General features: G+C 69.2%; 23 protein-coding genes. 6 read left to right on the top strand and 17 right to left on the bottom strand.

What is annotated here, in order from left to right:
- Window positions 1-27 precede the first annotated feature (27 nt).
- The 5 genes from CG740_RS33925 to CG740_RS33905 all read right to left on the bottom strand — a co-directional run bounded on the left by CG740_RS33925 (window position 28) and on the right by CG740_RS33905 (window position 6,782).
- Entirely contained in the window at window positions 28-1,104 is a 1,077-nt protein-coding gene (locus CG740_RS33925; protein WP_100579149.1) for a C40 family peptidase, read from the bottom strand.
- A gap of 34 nt (window positions 1,105-1,138) precedes the next feature.
- A complete protein-coding gene (locus CG740_RS33920) occupies window positions 1,139-1,621 on the bottom strand; it encodes a poly-gamma-glutamate biosynthesis protein PgsC/CapC (protein ID WP_100579148.1) in 483 nt (160 codons plus the stop codon).
- Between the two features lie 64 nt (window positions 1,622-1,685).
- Entirely contained in the window at window positions 1,686-3,143 is a 1,458-nt protein-coding gene (gene pgsB / locus CG740_RS33915) for a poly-gamma-glutamate synthase PgsB (RefSeq protein WP_100579147.1), read from the bottom strand.
- A gap of 7 nt (window positions 3,144-3,150) precedes the next feature.
- Entirely contained in the window at window positions 3,151-5,391 is a 2,241-nt protein-coding gene (locus CG740_RS33910) for a HAMP domain-containing protein (protein ID WP_100579146.1), read from the bottom strand.
- Between the two features lie 185 nt (window positions 5,392-5,576).
- A complete protein-coding gene (locus CG740_RS33905; RefSeq protein ID WP_100579145.1) occupies window positions 5,577-6,782 on the bottom strand; it encodes a CapA family protein in 1,206 nt (401 codons plus the stop codon).
- A 95-nt stretch (window positions 6,783-6,877) separates the two neighbouring features.
- Here CG740_RS33905 and CG740_RS33900 point away from each other — a divergent pair, with 95 nt between their 5' ends.
- The 4 genes from CG740_RS33900 (at window position 6,878) to CG740_RS33885 (ending at window position 10,719) form a co-directional block, all read left to right on the top strand.
- Complete coding sequence (locus CG740_RS33900) at window positions 6,878-7,765, top strand: hypothetical protein (RefSeq protein ID WP_234376640.1); 888 nt, start codon at window positions 6,878-6,880, stop codon at window positions 7,763-7,765.
- A 110-nt stretch (window positions 7,766-7,875) separates the two neighbouring features.
- Complete coding sequence (locus tag CG740_RS33895; RefSeq protein ID WP_100579144.1) at window positions 7,876-8,649, top strand: TIGR03084 family metal-binding protein; 774 nt, start codon at window positions 7,876-7,878, stop codon at window positions 8,647-8,649.
- A gap of 170 nt (window positions 8,650-8,819) precedes the next feature.
- On the top strand, window positions 8,820-9,737 hold the full coding sequence (locus CG740_RS33890; RefSeq protein WP_199846651.1) for a helix-turn-helix domain-containing protein: 918 nt from the start codon (window positions 8,820-8,822) through the stop codon (window positions 9,735-9,737).
- Between the two features lie 142 nt (window positions 9,738-9,879).
- The gene (locus tag CG740_RS33885) at window positions 9,880-10,719 is read left to right on the top strand and encodes a dioxygenase family protein (RefSeq protein WP_100579142.1); all 840 of its coding nucleotides are present in this window, start codon (window positions 9,880-9,882) and stop codon (window positions 10,717-10,719) included.
- A 58-nt stretch (window positions 10,720-10,777) separates the two neighbouring features.
- On the opposite strand, the gene CG740_RS33880 is transcribed toward CG740_RS33885, so the two are convergent.
- The gene (locus CG740_RS33880; RefSeq protein ID WP_100579141.1) at window positions 10,778-11,071 is read right to left on the bottom strand and encodes a hypothetical protein; all 294 of its coding nucleotides are present in this window, start codon (window positions 11,069-11,071) and stop codon (window positions 10,778-10,780) included.
- A gap of 236 nt (window positions 11,072-11,307) precedes the next feature.
- Here CG740_RS33880 and CG740_RS33875 point away from each other — a divergent pair, with 236 nt between their 5' ends.
- Both CG740_RS33875 and CG740_RS33870 read left to right on the top strand, forming a co-directional pair.
- Window positions 11,308-11,715, top strand: coding sequence for a VOC family protein (locus tag CG740_RS33875; protein ID WP_100579140.1), 408 nt, complete (start codon window positions 11,308-11,310; stop codon window positions 11,713-11,715).
- Between the two features lie 87 nt (window positions 11,716-11,802).
- Window positions 11,803-12,519 (top strand): N-acyl homoserine lactonase family protein, encoded by a 717-nt coding sequence (locus CG740_RS33870; protein ID WP_100579139.1) that lies wholly within the window; start codon window positions 11,803-11,805, stop codon window positions 12,517-12,519.
- 344 nt (window positions 12,520-12,863) lie between these two features.
- On the opposite strand, the gene CG740_RS33865 is transcribed toward CG740_RS33870, so the two are convergent.
- The 11 genes from CG740_RS33865 to CG740_RS39970 form a co-directional block, all read right to left on the bottom strand.
- The gene (locus CG740_RS33865) at window positions 12,864-13,205 is read right to left on the bottom strand and encodes a hypothetical protein (RefSeq protein ID WP_100579138.1); all 342 of its coding nucleotides are present in this window, start codon (window positions 13,203-13,205) and stop codon (window positions 12,864-12,866) included.
- 224 nt (window positions 13,206-13,429) lie between these two features.
- The gene (locus CG740_RS33860) at window positions 13,430-13,834 is read right to left on the bottom strand and encodes a gas vesicle protein K (protein WP_100579137.1); all 405 of its coding nucleotides are present in this window, start codon (window positions 13,832-13,834) and stop codon (window positions 13,430-13,432) included.
- Window positions 13,835-13,880: 46 nt separating this feature from the next.
- Window positions 13,881-14,096, bottom strand: a complete 216-nt coding sequence (locus CG740_RS33855; protein WP_100579136.1) for a gas vesicle protein — start codon at window positions 14,094-14,096, stop codon at window positions 13,881-13,883.
- On the bottom strand, window positions 14,086-15,012 hold the full coding sequence (locus CG740_RS33850) for a GvpL/GvpF family gas vesicle protein (protein WP_234376639.1): 927 nt from the start codon (window positions 15,010-15,012) through the stop codon (window positions 14,086-14,088). Before CG740_RS33850 ends, CG740_RS33855 begins: the two co-directional genes overlap by 11 nt.
- Window positions 15,005-15,424, bottom strand: a complete 420-nt coding sequence (locus CG740_RS33845; protein WP_100579135.1) for a gas vesicle protein — start codon at window positions 15,422-15,424, stop codon at window positions 15,005-15,007. Before CG740_RS33845 ends, CG740_RS33850 begins: the two co-directional genes overlap by 8 nt.
- A 39-nt stretch (window positions 15,425-15,463) precedes the next feature.
- Entirely contained in the window at window positions 15,464-15,712 is a 249-nt protein-coding gene (locus tag CG740_RS33840; RefSeq protein WP_100579134.1) for a gas vesicle protein GvpG, read from the bottom strand.
- Between the two features lie 56 nt (window positions 15,713-15,768).
- Window positions 15,769-16,482 carry a GvpL/GvpF family gas vesicle protein gene (locus CG740_RS33835; protein WP_100579133.1) on the bottom strand — a complete coding sequence of 238 codons (714 nt, stop codon included), beginning with the start codon at window positions 16,480-16,482 and terminating at the stop codon, window positions 15,769-15,771.
- 3 nt (window positions 16,483-16,485) lie between these two features.
- Window positions 16,486-16,929 carry a gas vesicle protein GvpJ gene (gene gvpJ, locus CG740_RS33830; protein ID WP_100579132.1) on the bottom strand — a complete coding sequence of 148 codons (444 nt, stop codon included), beginning with the start codon at window positions 16,927-16,929 and terminating at the stop codon, window positions 16,486-16,488.
- A 107-nt stretch (window positions 16,930-17,036) separates the two neighbouring features.
- Window positions 17,037-17,444 carry a gas vesicle protein GvpO gene (locus tag CG740_RS33825; protein WP_100579131.1) on the bottom strand — a complete coding sequence of 136 codons (408 nt, stop codon included), beginning with the start codon at window positions 17,442-17,444 and terminating at the stop codon, window positions 17,037-17,039.
- 353 nt (window positions 17,445-17,797) lie between these two features.
- Window positions 17,798-19,135 (bottom strand): SRPBCC family protein, encoded by a 1,338-nt coding sequence (locus CG740_RS33820; protein ID WP_100579130.1) that lies wholly within the window; start codon window positions 19,133-19,135, stop codon window positions 17,798-17,800.
- Entirely contained in the window at window positions 19,128-19,811 is a 684-nt protein-coding gene (locus CG740_RS39970; RefSeq protein ID WP_159030472.1) for a hypothetical protein, read from the bottom strand. Before CG740_RS39970 ends, CG740_RS33820 begins: the two co-directional genes overlap by 8 nt.
- Window positions 19,812-20,058: the final 247 nt, after the last annotated feature.

The raw sequence follows: 20,058 nt of genomic DNA, 5'->3' as shown, positions 1-20,058 counted from the left end.
GGCGGCCGGCTTCTCCGACGAAGACCCTCAGAGGCGCTTGGCGCTGCGGAGGGTCTTCGCGTAGTACCCGTTGCCGTCCAGGCGCGAGACGCCGCCGATGTCGCCGATCGTCGGGCCGTTGACCTCTTCGCGGCTCGACACGAAGATCAGGTGGCCCTCCTTGTCGTGGCCCACGACCATGCCGACGTGATCGAGTCGCTGGCCCGTGCGGGTGTCGAGCTTGAAGAAGACGAGGTCGCCCGGCTGGAGCTGGTCGATGGCGGAGGGCCGGTCCTTGGGGGCGATGCCCTTGAGGGGCAGGACGTCCGCTCCTTCCTTGGAGCGGGCCATCCCGTTGGCCGTGCGCGGCAGGCCGTTGCCGGACTTGTCCGAGGACATCAGCGGGTAGCGGGACCGGTAGCCGAGCACCATGCGGATGAAGCCCGAGCAGTCCAGGGACCGGGCCCGGATGGCGTCCGGCTTGCCGACGACGCCGTCCCGGAAGGGGTAGGGCGCGCCCATGTAGTCGTAAAAGTCGGACTGTTCGAGGCGCAGGTCTCCGCCCTCGGCCCCGGTGGTGTTCAGGGGGCCGAAGTTCGCGTCGCCCGCGATCAGGCGGCCGTCCTTCTCCTTGCGCTCGGGGGCGCCCGCCGCGTACTGGAACGCGATGGCGAAGATGTCGTCCTCGCGGCTGTTGGCGTACTGCTTGTACCAGGTCTTGAACCATTCCTGGCTCTCGGCGCCCTTGGTCCAGGGCTTGGGCATGAGCCGCACCCAGTCGGTCGTGGAGACCTTGGACGAGGTCGCGGCCGGCTCGGCGAAGCTTCGCTCGGGGCCCTTGAGCGTGGCGGTGCGCGCGCCGTCGCTCAGGACGGCCTTGATCTGGCCGTCGGCGCCTCGCAGGACGCTGCGCGCGGGGCCGTCGAGGCGGGACCAGCGGTCCCCCGCGGCCTGCGGGCCGGCCGCCTTGTCGTGGTTCCCGTTGAGCACGCCCACATTGCGCACCTGGGTGACCCCCGGCTCGTCCTTCTTGCGGAGTTCGAGCGTGAGGTATCCCGAGGCTCCGACGAGTCCGAGGATGGTGACGCCCGTGAGCACGGGACGGGTCTTCTTCTTCCGAGCCATGGTTCTTCCTCGATTCTCAGGCACCGGGCGGTTCTCAGGCACCGGGCATGATGCCGAGCAGCAGCCCGGCGGCGACGACGATGTAGGCGAGCAGGGAGACCGTGGCCGTGGCCAGCAGGGTCGGCCCCTTCGGCTGGCGCACCAGCTGGTAGGCGATGAGCCCGGGGACGATGAAGCCCAGGGTCTGGTTGCCGTACATGAGCGGGAACTCGATCGACAGCACGATGATCACGGTGGCCTGGAGCGTTACGCCCAGGAGCACGACGGCGGCGAACAAGCGCTTGCCGTAGAGGATGACCAGCCGTTGCATGAGCTTGGTGCCGGCGTACGTCAGAGCGGTCACGCCGACGACCATGGCGGCGCGCTGAAGGTCCTCGATGAGGGTCAGCGCCAGCCATCCCGGCGTGATCATTCCGCCGGGCGAGAGGTTGGTGGTGAGGTAGCACATCAGCGAGAACAGCAGGCCGATGGCGATGCCGAGGGCGGCCATCTCGGGGGTCAGGGCTGCGGTGGTCAACGGGAACTCCGGGCAGGGAAACGACGAGTGAGGCGGGGCGGTCGCGTGGTGCGGGCGCGGCGGGTCACGGCCGGCGCGCGTCCGGGTCGGCCCCGGGGGCGGAGCCGAACCGGCCCGGCCATTCGGTGTGCTGGAACTCGGGCTCCCCGGGACCGGCCCCGTACGGCGGCGGCGGATTCCCGCCATGGCCGAAGGCGGCCTGCGGCCTGTCCGGGAACTCCATCGTCTGGGCCGCCTGATAGCGCTCCTCGTAGGCAGCGGGGTAGGCGGCGTACGGATCCAGGCGGGCCGGCTGGGCGACTGCCGGGGGCGGGGTGTGCGGTCCGGCCGTGGCGGGGGTGTCGTCGGCGGGGAGTTCGGCGAGGAACTCCAGGAGTTCCTCGCCCTGCCCGTGGATGTTGCCGATGGCGACGAGGGAGGACCCGTCGGGCATCGCGTCCAGCATCACCGGCATGAACTCCTCGGCGGCGCGCTTCTCGCCCCCCAGGTCCACGGCCCGGTTCCGCCACTCGGCGGGGATGGCGTCGATGGCGCTCTTGGCGGGGTGCCCGATGACGAACACGTGGTCCGGCTTCAGATCGGGGACGATCTCACCCATCTGGCCGTTGCGTTCGACCCGGTCGGGGCGGCAGTTGATGACGACGTTCAGGGGACGGTTGATCGCACCGAGGTCGAGCAACTGGTTGACGTTCATCAAGGTGGACTCGGGGTCGTTGGCGGCGAAGACGTTGGCGAACGCCAGGCGGTTGCCCGTGGGCGTCACATAGCGCTCCACGGAGAGCACACCCGGGTCCGGCGGCGCGTCGTACATGCCCTGGAGGGCCACGGCCCGCTCCACGCCCAGGAGTTCGGCCACTGTCAGCGCGATCGCGACGTTCTCCTTGAAGGTGAACCAGCTGAAGCCCCGCAGTTCCTCGTCGGACACGGTCTCGGGGTCGGCGTAGATGAGCCGGCAGTTCCGGGCGTCGGCCTCTTCCTGGAGGATCGCGAAGCGGTCCTTCTCGGCGGTGACGCAGATGCCGTCCTCCGGCATCGAGCGGCACAGCGAGCGGGCCACGTCGTCGAGGGTGGGGCCCATCTCGGCCAGGTGGTCCTCGCGGACGTTGCACAGGATGCCGATGGTCGAGCGGATCAGCTTGCTCTGGTTGACCTCCTGGAGGGCGGGCATGACGGCCATGCACTCGATCACGAGGGCGTGCGGCCGGTAGGAAGCGGCCCGTCGCACGATGCCGATCTGCTCGACCACGTTGGCGATGCCGAACTTGCGGTAGACCGGCTCCTCGGTGGCGTCGGGATGGATGAAGCGCGCGGCCGTTCCGGTCGTCTTGGCGACCGTGACGAGGTCGCCGCCGCGCAGGGCACCCGCGCACAGGCGGGTGATGGACGACTTGCCGCGGATGCCGTTGACGAGGACCCGGGTGGGTATCGCGTGGAGGGCGGCGTAGTGCCGGCGCTGTTCGACGATGCCGGCGATCAGCAGTCCCGTCCCGCTGATCAGGAGGACGAAGTAGAGGTAGAGCACGGCCTTGTCACTTTCCCCCGACGCGGGGGTCCGCGGTCCGGTGCGTTGGGTTCTGCCGGTGGGCCTGCGCCTGCTGACGCAGCAGTTCGAGGCTGCGGACGACGGCGCCCACCTCGTCCTGGTAGCGGGGGTAGAGCACGGTCTTCAGGTCTCCGTCCGCGAGCTTCTCGGCGCTGCTGGCCAGGGCGCGCAGCGGCCGGACGACCACGAGGTGGATCCAGCCGAGGCAGACGATGACGGCCGCGAGTCCGAGCATGCCGGCGAGAACGCTGCGGTCCTCGCGCTCGTACGGGGCGATCTGGAGGTGCCCCGCGTCCTGTCGGCTGACGAGGGTCCAGCCGATGTCGGCGGTGACGCCGCCGCCGGAGAAGGGGGCCGCCGCTGCCACGGTGACCTTGCCGCCACCGCGGATGAGGAGCCCGTTCTCGACCGGGCCCGCGCCGACGCGGACGTTGGCCGCCCGGACCAGGTTGTCGAGCGCTTCGCCGGGCAGCTTCTCGAAGGCCGTGAACCCGCCGCTGGAGGCGATGGTCAGACCGTCGGCGTCCACCACCCGCACTTCGCCGAGGCCCGGCCGCACGAGCAGGGAGTTCAGGAACTGGACCCGGATCTCCCCGACCAGGGTGCCGCCCTTGCCCTCGGCGACCGGGGCGGACGCCTGGAGGACGGGCAGTTTGCCGCCCTTGCCGCTGACCTGGACCTCCGGCCCGCCCTCGCCACTGCTCCAGGCGTGCGGCTCTCCGCCCGCCCGGGCGGAGACGGCGCCGGCGGAGTCGACCACGTAGAGGGACTGGTAGCGGCTGTGCTTGGTCAGGGCCTCCTTGAGGAGGCTGTCGGCCGGGCGTCCGTTCTCCTCCTCGATGAGGTGGGAGACGGAGACGAGGTCGGCCTGTGCTTCGTTGAGGGCCCGGCGCAGTCGGTCGGCCATCATGTCCGTGCGTTCGCGCTGGTCGTTGACGATGGTGGTGGGCACGCTGACGGTCGCGTCGGTGCGGTTGAGGAGCAGCCCGACCGGAACGCACCACAGGAGCAGCAGAACGCCGGTGATGACGAGCGGTCCGCGTGTGCCCATCCGGAGCCGGCGCCGCGGGGCCGCCAGGTCCTCGGCCGATTCGTCCCCGGTCAGCCGGCGGCGCAGGCGTTCCAGGGCGACGCCGATGCGCGCTGCCTCGCCGCGCTTGGGCACCGAGACCGGCCGGTGCAGATCGCCCCGCGCCAGCCTGCGGGACTCCAGGAACAGGTGGAGCAGGGGCCGTTGCACGTTCCGCCACAGCACGGCGACCGCGACGAGTCCGAGGAGCACCAGGGCTCCGGCCGCGGCCAGGCCGAGCAGTGCACGGTCGGACTGAGCGGCCTCCTGCCGGACGACGGGCAGCAGGGACACGACGCTGAGCCCGAGTCCGGCCGCCACGCTCTGCTTGTCGTCGGGGTCGGAGGAGGCGAGGGAGGCGTAACCGACCGTGGCCACCCGGCCGTTGTACTCGCCGCCGAGCAGGGTGCCGCTGACCCCGGGGTAGCCCCGGGCGCCCGGCTCCTTGGCACGGACGGGGTGTTGCTCGGTCCGTGTCGCGGCCTGGTCGGCCAGCCGGGCCATCTGCTGGTGCCGGAACGACAGTTCCGAGCGCTCCTCGTCGGAGTTGAGCGACTCGGCCCGCTCGAAGCCGGCGGTGGCGAGCACTTCGCCGTCCTCGGCCACGACCGACATGCTGCGGAAGGGGCCGAGGTTGATGGCCGGCACGGTCAAACTGCTGGCCGCTATGAGGAGTTGCTGAGGTTGTCCGGCCTGTTCCAGGACCACCATGGTCATCAGGCGGACGTCACCGGTCTCAAGGCGCACGATGCGCGGCTTGAGGGCTCTGCCGCCGGTCAGTGTGTCCTCGTCCAGCCAGGCGAGGGGGATGGTCTCACCCCGGGCAGCGAGCACCTCGCCGCTCTCCAGGTCGAGGACGGTGGTGCCGGTCCACTTCTGGTAGGCACGGCTCAGGTCGGACAGGACGCGTTCGGGTTTGACGGAGCTTCCGCCGTTGACCGCGGTCGCCGTGCGCTCCAGGTCGGCGACGCGTTCGTCGATGGACGAGCGGAGCGCGATCGCACCGTCCTCCGCGAAGTACCGCTGCGAGGAGAGCACGGCCTTGGGTACGACGGTGTCCTTGGTGGGCCCGAGCACCTTGGCGGTCAGCCCGGACAGGGCGAGGATGAGGATGCACAGGACCGCGATCGGCGGCCGGATGCCGCCGAGCAGCGGCATGTCCGCGCGCCGTCGGCTTCGCCGGCGTCCCCCTCGCACGGAGTACGGCGCCTTCTTCGATGTCACGTCTGTTCTTTCCTGTTTCCTGCGGCTCGGGCTCCCGTGGCACGGCACACGGAAGGGCGGCCGGCGAGCGAAGAGCGCGCCACCGCTGGGGCGTTGGTCGTCGAGTGGCCCGGGCCCGCTCAGTCCTTGAGGGAGAGCTCGGCCAGACCGTCACGGCCCGGGGCGCCTCGGTTGAAGAGGAATCCTTCGACCCGGGTCGCGGCGAGGCGGTAGCGGGCCCGGCGGTCCGCCGGGAGTTCGTCCGGGTGCTCCAGGGCGGCACGGACATCGACGAGCCGGACGTCCTGCACGGCGTCGCGGGGCAGTTTCTCGTCGGCGTCCTGGCGCTCGGGCGGGATGTCGACCAGCGTCGTGCGGTACCGGGGAACGACGTCCCAGCCCTTCTTGGTCTCCCGGAACTCGAACCAGCCGATCGCCCCTTCCTCCGTGAGGCCGGAGGGCGTGGAGTGACGGGCGAGCTGGTTGCCGAGGCTGTACGCGACCCAAGTGCCGTTCACCTTCTCGATCGGCTGCACCACATGCGCGTGGTGGCCGATGATCAGGTTGATGCCGGTCTCCTTGGTGATCCGCTGGGCGAGTTCGAGCTGGGGGACGCTGGGCTCGTTGTAGCGGTCCAGGCCCCAGTGGACCGAGAGGATCACCACTTCGGCGCCCGCCTCGCGGGCGCGGGCCTCGGCCTTCTTGATCTCCTCCGTGCTGCTCCGGTTGAAGGCCCACTTCTCCTTCTCGGGCGTCGGGTTGAGGAACGACTCCCTGGAGTAGGCGAGGTGGGCCACCTTGACCCCGTTGACGTCAAGAATGTTGGGCTTCTGCGACTCGGCAGGCGTACGTGACGACCCGGTGTGGCCGAGGCCGGCCTTGTCCATGGCGTCCAGGGTGCGACGGACGGCCGGCAGGCCGTGGTCGAAGGTGTGGTTCGAGGCGGTGGAGCAGGTGTCGTACCCCACGTCCTTGAGGGACGTGAGGATCTGCGGCGGCACCAGGAATTCTGGATATCCCTCGAAAGGCCCCTTGGGGTTGCCCACGGGTGTTTCCATGTGGCAGATGGCCAAGTCGGCCTTGCTGATGACGGGCCGGATGCCCGCCAGCTGCGGCCCGAAGTCGAGTCCTGCGATCCCCTTGCCGGTCTTCTTCGCGTCCTTGGCCGCCTGCTCCACCAACTCGGGATGAATGAGAACATCTCCGGCAGCGGCCACCGTGAACGAGCGTCCGCCGGGCTTGACCTGCGACTCCGGCGGGTTCGCCGCGCAAGCCGCGCCAAGGACGGCGAGTGCGGCAACGACAGCCAGCGCACGACTTGTAGGGAGAGATTCACAGAATGTCACGACCTGATCTTCGCATAGCGAAACCGGCCGGGGCCCCGCGGAGGATTACGAGGGCATTACTTTTCCTTTGTGTTCTTTGCCTCGCCGGGTCAAGTGTGATTCTCATCGCATGCAGCCGGGAGAAGCGTGAAGAAAGCGAAAAGGGAAGTTCCGCTTCGCGTGAGCTGGTCGACCTGGACAGCCGGATCGTCGGCTATGCCCGCAAGGCGGCCGAGCGCAAGCCGTACACGCCCCCCGCCGCCGAGGAGAGGGAGCAGATCGCGCAAGGGGTCGGCCGTCTGCTGGACGGCGACGCCGCCGGCGCCGAGGAGTTCTTCGACGCGGCCGGCTTCCGGCTGAACCGTCTCACGGACGCGGCCACCGGCCGTCGTTACGACGAGGTCGCCGCGCGGAAGCCGGGACCGCGCGAATGCTGGGGCCGGCTGTACGTCAGCGCCGACGCCGGCGTCCGCTGGAGCGTCCAGGTGCCCCACCCGGTCTCCGACAGCGGCACCGAACGTCTCGGCGCGCGGCTCCTGGAAGAGACGCCCCGGGGTGCGCTCGTCCTCGCGGGCGCCCACCGCACTGCGGGCCGGGGGGACGCGGCGGATGTGGCGCACCGTACGGACAGCGTGTTCCACGCCATCGTCACGGAGATGCACAAGCGGGACATCCCCGGCGTCCAACTGCATGGATTCGCCGAGGGGCAGGACCGCCCCTACGACGCCATCCTCTCCAGCGGCGTCGCCCGCAGCGGCACCGACAGCGCCAGGAAGCTGGCGGACCTCATGAAGGACCAGGACCTCCGGGTCTGTAGGAGCTGGTCCGACCGATGCCCGCTGGAGGGCACCACCAACGTCCAGGGTGAGGACGCGAAGAAGCGCTCGGGGACCTTCGTCCACGCCGAACTCTCCCCGTCCGTACGCAACGAGGAGAAGGAGACACCGGCCCGTACGGCTCTGCGGGAGCTGCTGACGGGCTGGTCCGCGAGGGCGGAGCGATGAGCGGGGAGCGGTGTCCTCATCGAGCCACCGCTCCGCCCTCCCGCGCAGCGGAAAACTCAACTCCGCTTTTTCTAAGCCGATTTGGGGCACCATCGGCGATACAATTCCGTGTGCTGAACTACGACATCGATGTCTCCGACGTGGATTACGGCCTCGCACTGTCGGACCTGGCCGCCGAGGGCGACCTCCTCGACGCCCTGGTGTCCGCCGAGGACGACTGGACGCGGCCCACACCCGCGGTGGGCTGGACGATCGCGCACCAGATCGCCCACCTCGCCGCCGCGGACGCGAACGTGCTGATCGCCGTGCGTACCCCCGACGCGTTCGGCGCGGTGAGCAAGCAAGCCGAGGCCGGAGGCAGCCGGTACGCGGACGACATCGCCGCCGCTGCCGCGGCCCAGCCGCGTGCGGCGCTGCTCGAACAGTGGCGCTCCGGCCGGTCCGAGCTGGTCGCGGCGCTGCGTGCGATGCCGCGCGACTCCGAGTTCCCGTGGTTCGGGTCGGCAGTGACCCCCGCGCTCATGGCGCCTCTGCGACTGATGGAGACCTGGGCCCACGGGCAGGACGTCTTCGACACGGTGGGCGTCGCACATCCCGCGACGACACGGCTGAGGACGGTGGCCCTGCTCGGCGTCAAGGGGGTGGGCCTGTCGTTCGCCGCCGCCCAACTTACGCCGCCCACCCGGCAGTTCCGGGTCGAGCTGACCGGCCCGGACGGCCAGGTCTGGACGTGGGGTACGCGGGACGCGGACCAGCGGGTGCGCGGCAGCGCGCGGGACTTCTGCCTGCGCGTCACTCACCGCCGGCCGCTGTCCCGGACCGATCTGACGGCGACCGGCCAGGACGCGGAGACCTGGCTGGAGATCGCCCGCGTCTTCCTCTGAGCGGTGCTTCCGCCACGCTGGGACCCAAGGCGCGCACGTGAAGAACAGCAAGACCGCCGGAGAGCAGCCCGGCAGGTGTCCTCGGCTCGGGGACGCACGGGAGGGCGAGCATGGCCCGATTACGGCGATTGGTCTGGACCTGTCAATGCCCGCTGTCCCAGACTGCGACCATGGACGAGCCACGGAACACCCGGCGCTTCGACATCCCGCTGCATCGCTTGGACGTTCCCCTGCCGCACCTCTTGCCCTTCGCCATCGGCACCTTTGACACGATCGGGGCGCTCTCGCGCGCCAACTTCCCGCACCGGCACACCTTTTACGAGATCGTGTACGTCACCGGCGGTCATGGCGCCCATGTGCTGGACTCGGCCCAACGGCCGCTCGAACCACCGCAGTTGTGTGTCATCGCGCCCGGCCAGGTCCACCACTGGGAGAGTGCGGTGGACCTCACCGGCCATGTGGTTCTGTTCAATGAGGACTTCCTGCTCTCCCGTGCGCAGGACGTGGCCGCGCTACGCGCCCTGTCCGCCGACCCCGGCCACGCCCCAGGGAATCAGTCCGGGCCGATCGAAGCCCTCCTGGGCGACATGGAAAGCGAGTACCGGGCGCTCCAGTCCGGCTATCAGCAACTGCTCCGCGCCAGTCTGCACATCCTCATTCTCCGTGCGCTGCGGACTTGTTCACATGCTGACGGGCGAGCGACCCGCAACCGGGCGACCGGAGCGGCCGCGGACTTCACCCGGCTCGTCGCCCTCCCGGGCGGCACCCGCCGGTCGGTGGAGTCGTACGCGCAGGAGCTCGGCATTTCCCCGGGCCACCTCCAGGCACTGGTACGACAGGCCACCGGTCTGACACCAGGGGTGCTGATCCGCCGACAGCGGACCCTTGAGGCCAAACGCCTCCTCATGGGTACCGAGTTGACGGTCCGTCAGGTAGCGGCTCTGGTCGGAGTCGAGGATCCCGCCTACTTCTGCCGGTTCTTCCGGCGGGAGACGGGCATGTCACCCGGCGAGTTCCGGGCGGATGCCGGAGGAAATCACCACGATCCCCGGGTGCAGTCCATCGCCGCCTGCCCGGACAGCACATAGCTTGACCGTAGCCGTCAGACACCCCTGTCAGCACCCCCACAGCTTGCCGACCGGTCCCGGCCGGGGCCCGCCGACCCCCAGCAACGGGCCCGGTCGGCAGGCACCACTCACCCGACCCCCGCCCCACTACAGGAGGTCCTCGATGCCCGCTCCCGAAGAACCGCCGGCAGTGCCCACCCCGAACACCGCGTCCCCCCGGATCAGTCGCAAAGCGGTGCTGCGCGCCGCCGCCGCGCTCGGCGCGGCTCCCCTGGTCGCCCGCGGCGGCGTGGCACTGGCCCGCGACCGGAGTACGACGACAAGGCCGCTGGACGCGACTCCCCAGTGCCACGACGGGGACGAGCCGACGATCGAGCAGATCGAAGGCCCGTACTTCAAACCCGACTCGCCGCTCCGCACCTCCCTGGTCACCGACAGCACGTCGGGAACGCGGCTGACCGTCACCGGTTACGTCTTCAGCCGCACCTGCCGGCCGATCGCCGGCGCGCTCCTGGACTTCTGGCAGGCCGACGACAACGGCGACTACGACAACGCCGGCTACACCTTCCGCGGCCACCAATTCAGCACGAACCAGGGCGCGTTCAGCCTGACCACCATCGTGCCGGGCCTGTACCCGGGCCGCACGCGGCACCTCCATGTGAAGCTCCAGTCCCCCGGACAGCCGATCGTCACCACGCAGCTGTACTTTCCCGGAGAGCCGCGCAACAGCACCGACACCATCTTCGACGCACGGCTGCTCATGAACGTCCGGCAGGTCGGCCCGGCGCGCGCAGCCACGTTCGACTTCGTACTGGACGCTCCCCAGGACCCGACCACACCCCCCACCACGCCTCCGTCCGGCGGGACGTGGGCCGCGGGTACGCCCTACCACGCCGGCGACGTCGTCACCTACGGCGGTTCCACCTACCGCTGCCTCCAGGCCCATACCGCCATCACCGGATGGGAGCCACCCAACGTCCCGGCACTGTGGCAGCGCAGCTGACCCCACAGGCCGCAGGGGCCATTCCGGTTCCCTCAGGCCGTACCGTCGGGCAGTTCCGTCAGGCCGTACGGGAGAGCTTCTTCAGCACGTCCTGCGCCCGCTCTCCCTCACGCACACCATCCACGACGGCCTGGTGGTAGACGCGGCTGTCCTCCTCCGAGTGGCAGGGCACCGGGCTCCCGACGAGGGTGTACCAGTCGGAGGCGCCTGAGTACTGCACGGCAAGGTGTGCCTCGTGCTCCGACCAGGTGGTGTGGATGGTGAGGTCGCCCTGCATCTGGCCGAAGCCCTCGGCCTGCACTACGCCAGGGAGGACGTGGATGCCCACCGTGGTCCAGGATGCCCAGGTCATGTCGTTCCCTTACGTCGGAGGCGCTCCGGCCCGAGCCGGACCCGATGCCCCAAGTCTGGCCCCTGACGACGCACCGCTCACTTCGGGACACACACGGCGTTCGGGGGGACGTGAAGTCGAGGCCCCGGCGCGACCCGCCGGGCGGCGGTCTCGCGGTGTTGGGGCGGGGCGTTGTCAGAGGTAGGCCCTAGCCTCGTCATGGAGGGGGCCGACTTCAGCATCCGGAGGGCAGGGCCATGGCATCGATGCCGCAGAAGATCACCACATTCCTCATGTTCGAAGGACGCGCGGAGGAGGCGCTGACCTTCTACACCTCGCTGTTCGACGACGGAGAGGTCGTCGAGATCTCCCGCTACGGGGCCGAGGGTCCTGGTGAGGCGGGCACGGTCGAGCGTGCCACGTTCGCGCTCGCCGGGCAGCGGCTCATGTGCATCGACAGCTACGTCAAGCACGGCTTCGGATTCACCCCGGCGATGTCACTGTTCGTCGAATGCGACACCGAGGCCGAGCTCGACCGCCTCTATGGCGCGCTCGCCGACCAGGGCACGGAACTCATGCCCTTGGGCTCCTACGGTTTCAGCGCCAAGTTCGGCTGGGTGAACGACCGCTTCGGCGTCTCCTGGCAGCTCAATCTCGCCGAGTGACAGGCGAGCGCCACGGCCACTGACGTGGCTCGCGTCGGCTTCTGGGGAGGGATGGTTCAGAACGCCAGCATGTGCCAGGCTGGCCGTATGGGTAACAACACGACCTTACGGCGACTCGACTTGGGGTACTTCATCCGTCCCGCCGAGGAGACGGGCGGCCCGCAACCGCGGGTCGAACCCGTGCTGGCCTACCTGGTTCGGCACGATCAGGGCCTGATCCTCTTCGACACCGGCATCGGCAAGGCGGACCCCGAGACCGAAGCCCATTACCGTCCCCAACGCCGGGACCTGCGGGATGCCCTGTCCACGGCCGGAGTCGCCCTCGCGGACATCTCCCTCGTCGTGAACTGCCATCTTCATTTCGATCACTGCGGTGGAAACCCCCTCATGGGCGGCAAGCCCATTCTGGTCCAGGACGTCGAGCTGGCCACCGCCCGCAACGGTGACTACACCTTCGACGAGCTACTGGATTTCCCCTCCGCGCGTTACGAGGAACTCACCGGTGAGGCCGAGATCTGGCCGGGAGTCTGGATCATTCCCACACCAGGACATACCGCGGGCCACCAGTCGCTGGTTCTCCGGCAACCGGACGGCACGGTCGTCCTCGCCGGTCAGGCACACGACTTCGCTTCGCATTTCGCGTCGGAGCAGCTGGCCCGCCAAGCGTCGCTGCACGGCGTGGAGCAGCCCCTTCCCACCTACCAGCCCTGGTTGGAACGACTCGCCGACTTCGACCCACGACGCGTCCTCTTCGCCCACGACTGCTCGGTCTGGGAGCCGTCGCACATCCCGCAGAACATCTAGGCGCCCTGAGCGGCTTCCGGGACGTGCCGACGCGCCCCCGTCTTGTTCCTGGGCGACCGGCCGGCCACTCCGGACCAAGGGGTGGTCCGAGCGAGCGGGCGAGCTGGTCGCGGCGTGGGGTGCGCTCGCCGGTCGCGTGAATGGCGAAGTCGTGGAACTGCTCCGCGCTGTTCGCCGAGCGTGCCGGCGGTTCCCGTATCAAACGCCACCACCCGGCCGGAGTCGTATCTCGATGCGGTGCGTCTGGCCCGGGCATTCGACCTCGCTTACCGGCTGACGGGCTCCGGTGGCAGATCGGACCCGTTACCCAGCACCATCAGCCGGCCATGTCGACTTGGCGCTCCTCAGAGCGAGACCCGGCCCCCGATGGTCAGCTCGACGTCGTCTCCCCGTTGGATGAACTCCCTGATCAGCCACGTGCGGGCTTCGATGGCGGTGCCGGCAGCCGTGGTGTAGGACGGGACAGCGAGTGCAGGGCCCGTCGGGTCCATGGTGCGCAGTTCCGCCTCCGTCACCACGTCGTCGGACAGCCGCAGCTCCAGTTCGACCGGCCACGGGTCGGCTGCGAAGGCAGCGGGGTCCTGGAGCCCCTGAACACGGCAGCGGGCCCCTGGAAAGAGGTGCGTGTGGCCGCATTCGGCCAGGAAGGTGGTCGCTCCGGCCGGTCCGGTGGAGGGCTGGGTCATCACACGGCTCCGAGATCCGAGACTGCGGTGGTCACGGGACAGTGTGGGCGCCCGGACGGGCCGAGCAGGGCGGGCCACAGCGAGGGCGCCGCACTGCCACCCGGTCGGAGTCCTGCGGGGACCTCGTCCTGCGGGACGCCGTCCCGCGGAGCCCCTCCGGGTCCGGTCCAGTACCTCTTGACCTCGTGTACCTCTTGCTCTCGTGGCGAGGGCCGCCGGACCACTCAGTTCCGGGGCAACAGACTGCCCAGGGGGCCGAGGTCCAGGTTGAGGTCCTCCGGGGTCAGGTCGTAGCGGTCGCACAGTTCGGCCATGCGGTCCTGAAGGATCATCAGGGTCAGCCCGATGCGCTCCTCCTGATCCTCCGTCAGGTCCTCCTGGTCCACCCGGTGCAACGCGGTGCGCTCCATCAGCTGACGCAGTAGCTCGACGATGGTGAGCACAAGCCGAATCAGGTCGCGTTCGACGGTGTCGGGGTCGGTGTGCAGACGTGCGGCGGGGGAACCGGTTCCCGACGGCGCGGGGTCGGCCCTGAGGCCGTCGGACACGGAAGGCAGGAGGTCGAACGCACGCCGGAAGTCGTCGTCCTCGGCCGCTGCCGTGTGATCGGCCTGTCGCGGGTCTGTCATGGGTCTGCCTCCTGTGGGCCGTTGGCCCCTGGGCTTCATGCCCGCCTCACCAGGGAGAGGGGCTGTCCGGAGTGATCGAGTGGATGACGGCCCGGAGGTTGATGCGTACGAGGTCGACGTCCGCCACCGACAGGACGAGGTCGCCGGTCAGGACGGCGCCACCGTTGAGCAGCCGGTCGAGGAGGTCGATCAGGGCCACCTGTCGGCCGCCGAGCAGATCCTCGTCCGCCTCATTCCGGGCCCATACGGACTCACTCGACATGGTCTTGACCTTCGTCCGGGTCCCGGCCGTGCTCCGCGCCCCGACCGGCGGCCGCCGCGTTCCCCGGGGTGGCGAAGGAGTACGGGGCCCAGGGCCCGGTCACCTCGACATGCACCCCCGCCTCCGCGTCACCCAGCGCCGTCAGCTCGTCCCGGAAGGCCGCGGCATGCTCGACCGGCACGAGATAGGCCTCGTTGCTGATGTTCTCGCCGGCCTTCGTCGCCAGCGGGCCGCCCTGCTGCGGCCGGTGGGCGACGCGGTCACGGGCGAACGCCGTCGCGGTGTCCGTCACCCGGGCGGCGACGGCCCCAGCGGCGCGGAACGCGTCCTGGCGGCTACGACGCTGCGCTCGCCGCTCCTGAAGGAACGCCCGGCCAGGGCTGACGGACCTCTCGGGCCCGGCCGACGCCCGCGACACCGGCGAGGAAGGCGGAGTGGCTGGGGCGGCCAGCGCATACACCTTGACGCCCCACTCCTGATGGCCCGTCAAATGAGCCAGAAGGGAAGTGAATTGGCCGGAGCCTTGCCTCAGCATCTCCGCCACCCGCTCGGTGTCCACGTACACGGTGGCGAGCCGCATGGGCAGCACCGTGGTCCGAGTCCCGGCCCGGGCAACGACACCGTCATGGATCCGGGCGAGTGTCTCCAGCCGGTCGAGCTGTTCCAACTGGGCCTTCAGGGCCTGCTCGTGGAAGTCCGCAGCCGGTACGGGCGAGGCCAGGACCGCAAGCCCCTCGCACTCGATGGCATGCAACGGCTCGCCGTAGAGGCCGGACGTCTCGCGCGCCACGGCCCGCAGCGCCTCCTCGGCGCGGCCCACGGCGTACACGTACCAGAGCCGGTCGTCACCGGTCGCGGGAAGAGACGCCGACGGCACCGTCATGGGGTCCGGCGTTGCCGTCCTGTGGTCAGGCATTGCGGTCCTCCTCCGCCTTCTCGCCCTGCGCGCCTGCCGGGAGCCCGGCGGCCGCTCGCAGCTCGTCCAACTCGGCCCGCAGACGGGCGTTTTCGGCTTCGAGCCCATCGCGCGACGGAGCCGCCCCGGCAGCGTTGGGTTGCGCATGTGCGCGCGACGACAGCGAGGGGTCGTGCTCCCACCAGTCGATGCCCATCTCCTTGGCCTTGTCGACGGAGGCGACGAGCAGCCGCAGCTTGATCGTCAGCAGCTCGATGTCCAACAAGTTGATCTTGATGTCACCGGCGATGACGATGCCCTTGTCCAGCACGCGCTCCAGGATGTCCGCCAGGTTGGCCGACGATCCCTGCGGCTGGCCGTAGGGGGAGACTCCGGTCGAGCCGCCGAGCCGACCGGAGATGGATTCAGACATGTGGTGGCCTCTCTTCGTTCCGCTCGGGGCGGGTGTCGCTCAGCCGAGTTGCTGCTGTCTTCGCTTGAACTCCTCCATGCGGTCCAGGAGTTCGTCCTCACGGCGGTCGTGCTCGTCCTCGTCGATACGGCCAGCCAGGAGCTCGCCCTCCAGAACCGCCAGTTCCTGGCGAACCTTCTCGGGGTCGTAGTACTCACGCTCCGCCGTCTCGGTCACCTGCTCCAGGACCCAGAAGGTTCCGCGCAGAGGGGCCAGGGGCAGGGTGAGCAACTGCGAGACAAATCCCATGCGTTGGGTACTGCCTCCTTCCGGGGGCGAGCCTCGGACGAATCGGGGGGCTGACCTCAGACGAAGCTGTAGGGCGGCAGCGGACCGCGCAGGCTGAGCTGGAACACCGGTTCCAGACGCTTCGCCATCTCGTCGACGCGGTCGCAGAACTCCGCGGCGGAAGCGCGGGGCACGAGGAACGACACGTTCAGGAAGTGCGCCTGCGGCACGTCCGCCGTAGCGTACTGCTGAGCCGAGGGCGCGAGTCCGTTGATGACCGTGCTCGCGTCGCGCTTCTCAAGTCGCTCGACCTCCTGGGAGATCGCCTGGCCGAGAGCGACCTTGTCGCCCTGCGCCTGGGGGTTCTTCCTTGTGCGCTCGTTGAGGTCGCGCACCAGGTCCGATTCGGCGACCACCTCACGCAGCAGGTCGCTCTCGTCCCGCGAGGCCTTGAGGTTGTACTCGATGCAGTCGCCGATCGCCTCCAGCCGGTGGAGGTACGCGTCGGCCTGCGCGTCGAGCTCGGCGAGCACGGCCTCGTCGTTCGGTCCGACAAGTCCGAAGCGCATGGGCAGGACGGAGCCGTCGGCGAGCAGGCGCTCCTGGACCGCCTGGTGCGCCAGGACGTCACGGCGCTTGGCCCGCAGGTCCTCCGGGGCCTCGCTGACGACAGCGGTCAGTTTGTCGCTGCTGAGCGTCCGGAGCGCGGTGGGTTCCTTGCCGACACCCTGAAGACCGTCCAGGTTGAGCGGTCGGTCGGCGGGGAGGATGGCGTAGATGTATGTGGACACGGATCAGGCCTCTCGACGACGGCTTGTGGTGCGGCGGGTGCCGGAGGACGACTTGCGCTGAGCGGGCTCACGGTCGTCATCGTCGTCCCCGCCGCCCTTCAGGGAGTCGGATATCGCCTCGACCGCACCGCTCAGTGCCCCTTTGGTCTTGCCGTGGGCCCCGCTCTCCGTGGCATCGCCGATCAAGTCGGTGATCTTGGAGGGAGCCTTGTTACCGGACTCCAGATCCAGGCGGTTACATGCCTCGGCGAAGCGCAGATAGGTGTCCACGCTGGCCACCACGACCCTGATGTCGATCTTGAGGATCTCGATGCCGACCAGGGAGACACGGACGAAGGCGTCGATCACCAGGCCGCGGTCCAGGACCAGTTCGAGGACGTCGTAGAGACCGGAAGATCCGCCGCCGGATCCTCCGGTCGGCGCATTTGCCTGCGGTACCACGGTCATGACGAGTCCTTCCTGTTGCTGGTGGCTGCTGCTGTTTCGCCACGCGATTGGATACGGGGTTCATCGGATCGGGACGCGGAGAATTCGCCGGCGAGCGCCCGATGCGCTCAGCGGTCCACCGCACCACGCTGATAGCGCCGGGTGCGCTCGTATCCGGTCAGTTCCCCACGCTCGTCGAGCTGCACTCGATAGGAGGCCATAACACTGCTGGTGTCAGGAATCCTTTCGAGCTCCATCACTTCGATGTCCGCCGTCCATCCGGAATCGGACGGCTTGATGGCGGACACCGAACCGGAGGGGCAGCGCAGAAGCTCGCAGAGTTCTTCGACTGCCTTGCTCATCACTACGCGCATGGACGGCTTCGCGGGAGCCCGCTTGGTCCGCGGTCGGGGCCTTTCGCCCTCGCGCGTCTCCGACTTCTCACCCGTCGACTTTTCACCCGTCGACGCCGACCTCGCCTTGCTTCTTTCCGAGGTCCGTTCGGCCGTCGTGTCCGAGGCTGTTTCGGAGGCCATGCGGTACTCCTTTCGCTGCTGCTGTGGCTGCTGCCTTCGTTGGTGCTTCAGCGGCACGGGAACGGCTATTCCCGATGTGCGTGTCGTGGCCGCTTGCCCGCCTTCGCACCTCATATGCCTCGTCCCCGGCGCCGAATATGTGGGCTGGGTCTACGCATGCGTGGCGGACGCGCGGGTACCGCGCGAGAGCCCCGCGACGGCCGCACCGAAGGGTCGCCAGGACTACTGCTGCCTCTGACGGGGCCATGCCGTGCGGCCGCCTCTGAGGCCCGGCGGCTCGGATGCCTCGGGACCCCTCCAGCGGTGACCGATCAGCGGTCACCGGCCGGCGGTCAGTGATCAGCGATCAGCGATCAGCGTCGGGAAGCTGTACGCCGCCTCCGCGGCTGTTCGTCGTCCTCGTCGGGTCGCTCCGCCTCGTCGACGTCGTCCTCCGGGTGGCCGTCGTCCTCGGCATCCTCAAGGTCCTCGTCGTCGAGGTCGTCGAACTCGCCTTCGTCCTCGTCCTCGTCGTCCTCGGTAGCGTCTCCGGTGGTCCGGGCGTCGCCGTGGCCCTCGGGGAGTTCGTCCTGCTCGTACTCGTCGTCATCGGCCCGGGCACGCGCAGGCCGACCGTCGCGACCCTCGTCCGCGTCCGCGTCCTCGTCCGCGTCCTCGTAGTCGTCGTAGTCGACGTCGTCCGCGTCCTCGTCCTCGTCCTCGTGCTCTGCCGCTGCGTCGCCTTCGGTTCCGTCATCCGGAGCGTCATCGTCCGCGTATTCATCGGCGTACTCGTCGACGTCCTCGGTCGAGTCGGCGGCGTGGCCGTCGTTCTCTTCCTCGTCCGGGCCGACCTGGTCGCCGTTCTCCTCTCGCGCCACCGCGTCGTCGTGCTCGACCACGACCTCGCCGTCACGGATCTCCCCACGCCAGCCGTCCGTGGCCTCGCCGCGCATCATGATGAACTTGCGGTACAGCTTCAGGTCGAGCCGCGCCCGCCTGCCCTGTGCACGCCAGATGTTGCCCGTCTTCTCGAACAGTCCCTGGGGGAAGTACTCAAGGTTCAGCAGTACCCGGGTGAGGTTGTCCGTGATCGGGTGGAAGGTGACGACTCCCTTGACCGTCCCCTTGGCCCCGTCGGTGGTCCAGGCGATGCGCTCGTCGGGTATCTGCTCAGTGACGTTCGCCTTCCAGCTCCGAGTCGACTTGGCGACCTTGACCCGCCAGTTGCTGCTGGTGTCGTCGCTCTTCTCGACACTCACGACGCCCTTGGCGAACGTGCTGAACTCCTGGAACTGCGTCCACTGGTCGTAGGCCTCCCGCACGGGCACACCGACGTCGATGTCCTCGACGATATTGACGCTCTTGGAGCCGCCGCCGCCCTTGCCCTTGCCCTTGCTGAAGAGCCCGGTCACCTTGTCCTTGAGTGCCCCGCCGCCCGCGGAGAGCGCCGCCTTGGCCGGCGAACCGCCGTCCGCGAGGACCTTTCCCCCCTTGGCCAGAGCGTTCATGAGCCCGCCGGACGAGCCATCGCCGTCACTGCTGCGGCCCTCGCCCATTCTGGCGAGGCCATTGCCCAGCTTCTCGCCGAGCCCGCTCACCGCGTGCTCCGCGCGCGTCTGGAGGTAGTTCCCCAGCTCTTCCTTGAGGCGGCCGGCCGCGGGGTTGCCCGCGATCCGGTCCTTGATCGAATTCGAAGTCTGCTCAGGCATCGTCGCCCCCTCGGGTGGACGTCCTACGGGCAGCCGTCTTGCGCGCCGGGGCCTTGCGACCCGACGGTTCCGAGGACTTACGGGCGGTACCGCGTGCGCTGCCGGAGCTGCTGCGCGAGCCGTTCGTGGCCTTGCGACGCGGGCGCTCGGCGTCCTCGTCGTCGGACGCCTTGCCCGACGCCTTCGCCTGCGTCCGCGATGTACCGGTGGCCTTCCCGCTCGCGCGGGTGGCGGTCTTGCGACGGGGCGCCTTCGCGGGCTGCTCCTCGTCCGCGTCCTCGAAGTCGTCGTCGCGGTCGTGCTGCTCCGCCTCGTCGTCCTCGTCGTGCTCTTCGGGCTCGTCCTCCGGCTCGTCCTTCTCGCCCTTGGCGGGGCCGGCCTGCCCCTGAAGGACCTGGGTCCGGTCACGCAGGCTGTCGGCCAGCGACCCGGCACGCCGGGTCAGCGCGGCGGTCGCGGCGCTCTTGGTGGCGCCCACCAACTCCGTACGCACCTGGTCACCGAGACCGCTCAGCACCGGATTGTCCATGACCATCTGGCGCAGCTGCTTCGGGTCGAGGCTCAGCTTCTTCCCGGCCAGATACATGCCCAGACCCAGAGCCAGACGGGCCTTCTTGGTGCGGCCGAGCAGGTATCCACCCGCAACGGCCACCCCTATCTTGGCGTTGTCATTCATGCGATCCACCTCAGTTCTGTTCGGACGAATGCCGATACCGACGTGAGGACTACCAACGTCGATTCCGACCCCGAGAACCCGGATGCGCCCGTCGGCCGCCAGCCGCAATTCCTCTTCAACGCGTGGACGTCGTTGAGCTCATCTGCGCTGTGGCCCATCAGCTGAATACCTTGATCCTTGTCACGACCCAAGGACGGGCATCGCAGGAAATTCTTCCCTTTCCGACACCATGAGCGGTGCCGAAGCA

The sequence above is a fragment of the Streptomyces sp. CB01201 genome, assembly GCF_002803085.1.
Classification (GTDB): domain Bacteria; phylum Actinomycetota; class Actinomycetes; order Streptomycetales; family Streptomycetaceae; genus Streptomyces; species Streptomyces hundungensis.
The sequence above is the reverse complement of the archived record's forward strand: the minus strand, read 5'-3'. Positions and strand labels throughout refer to the sequence as shown.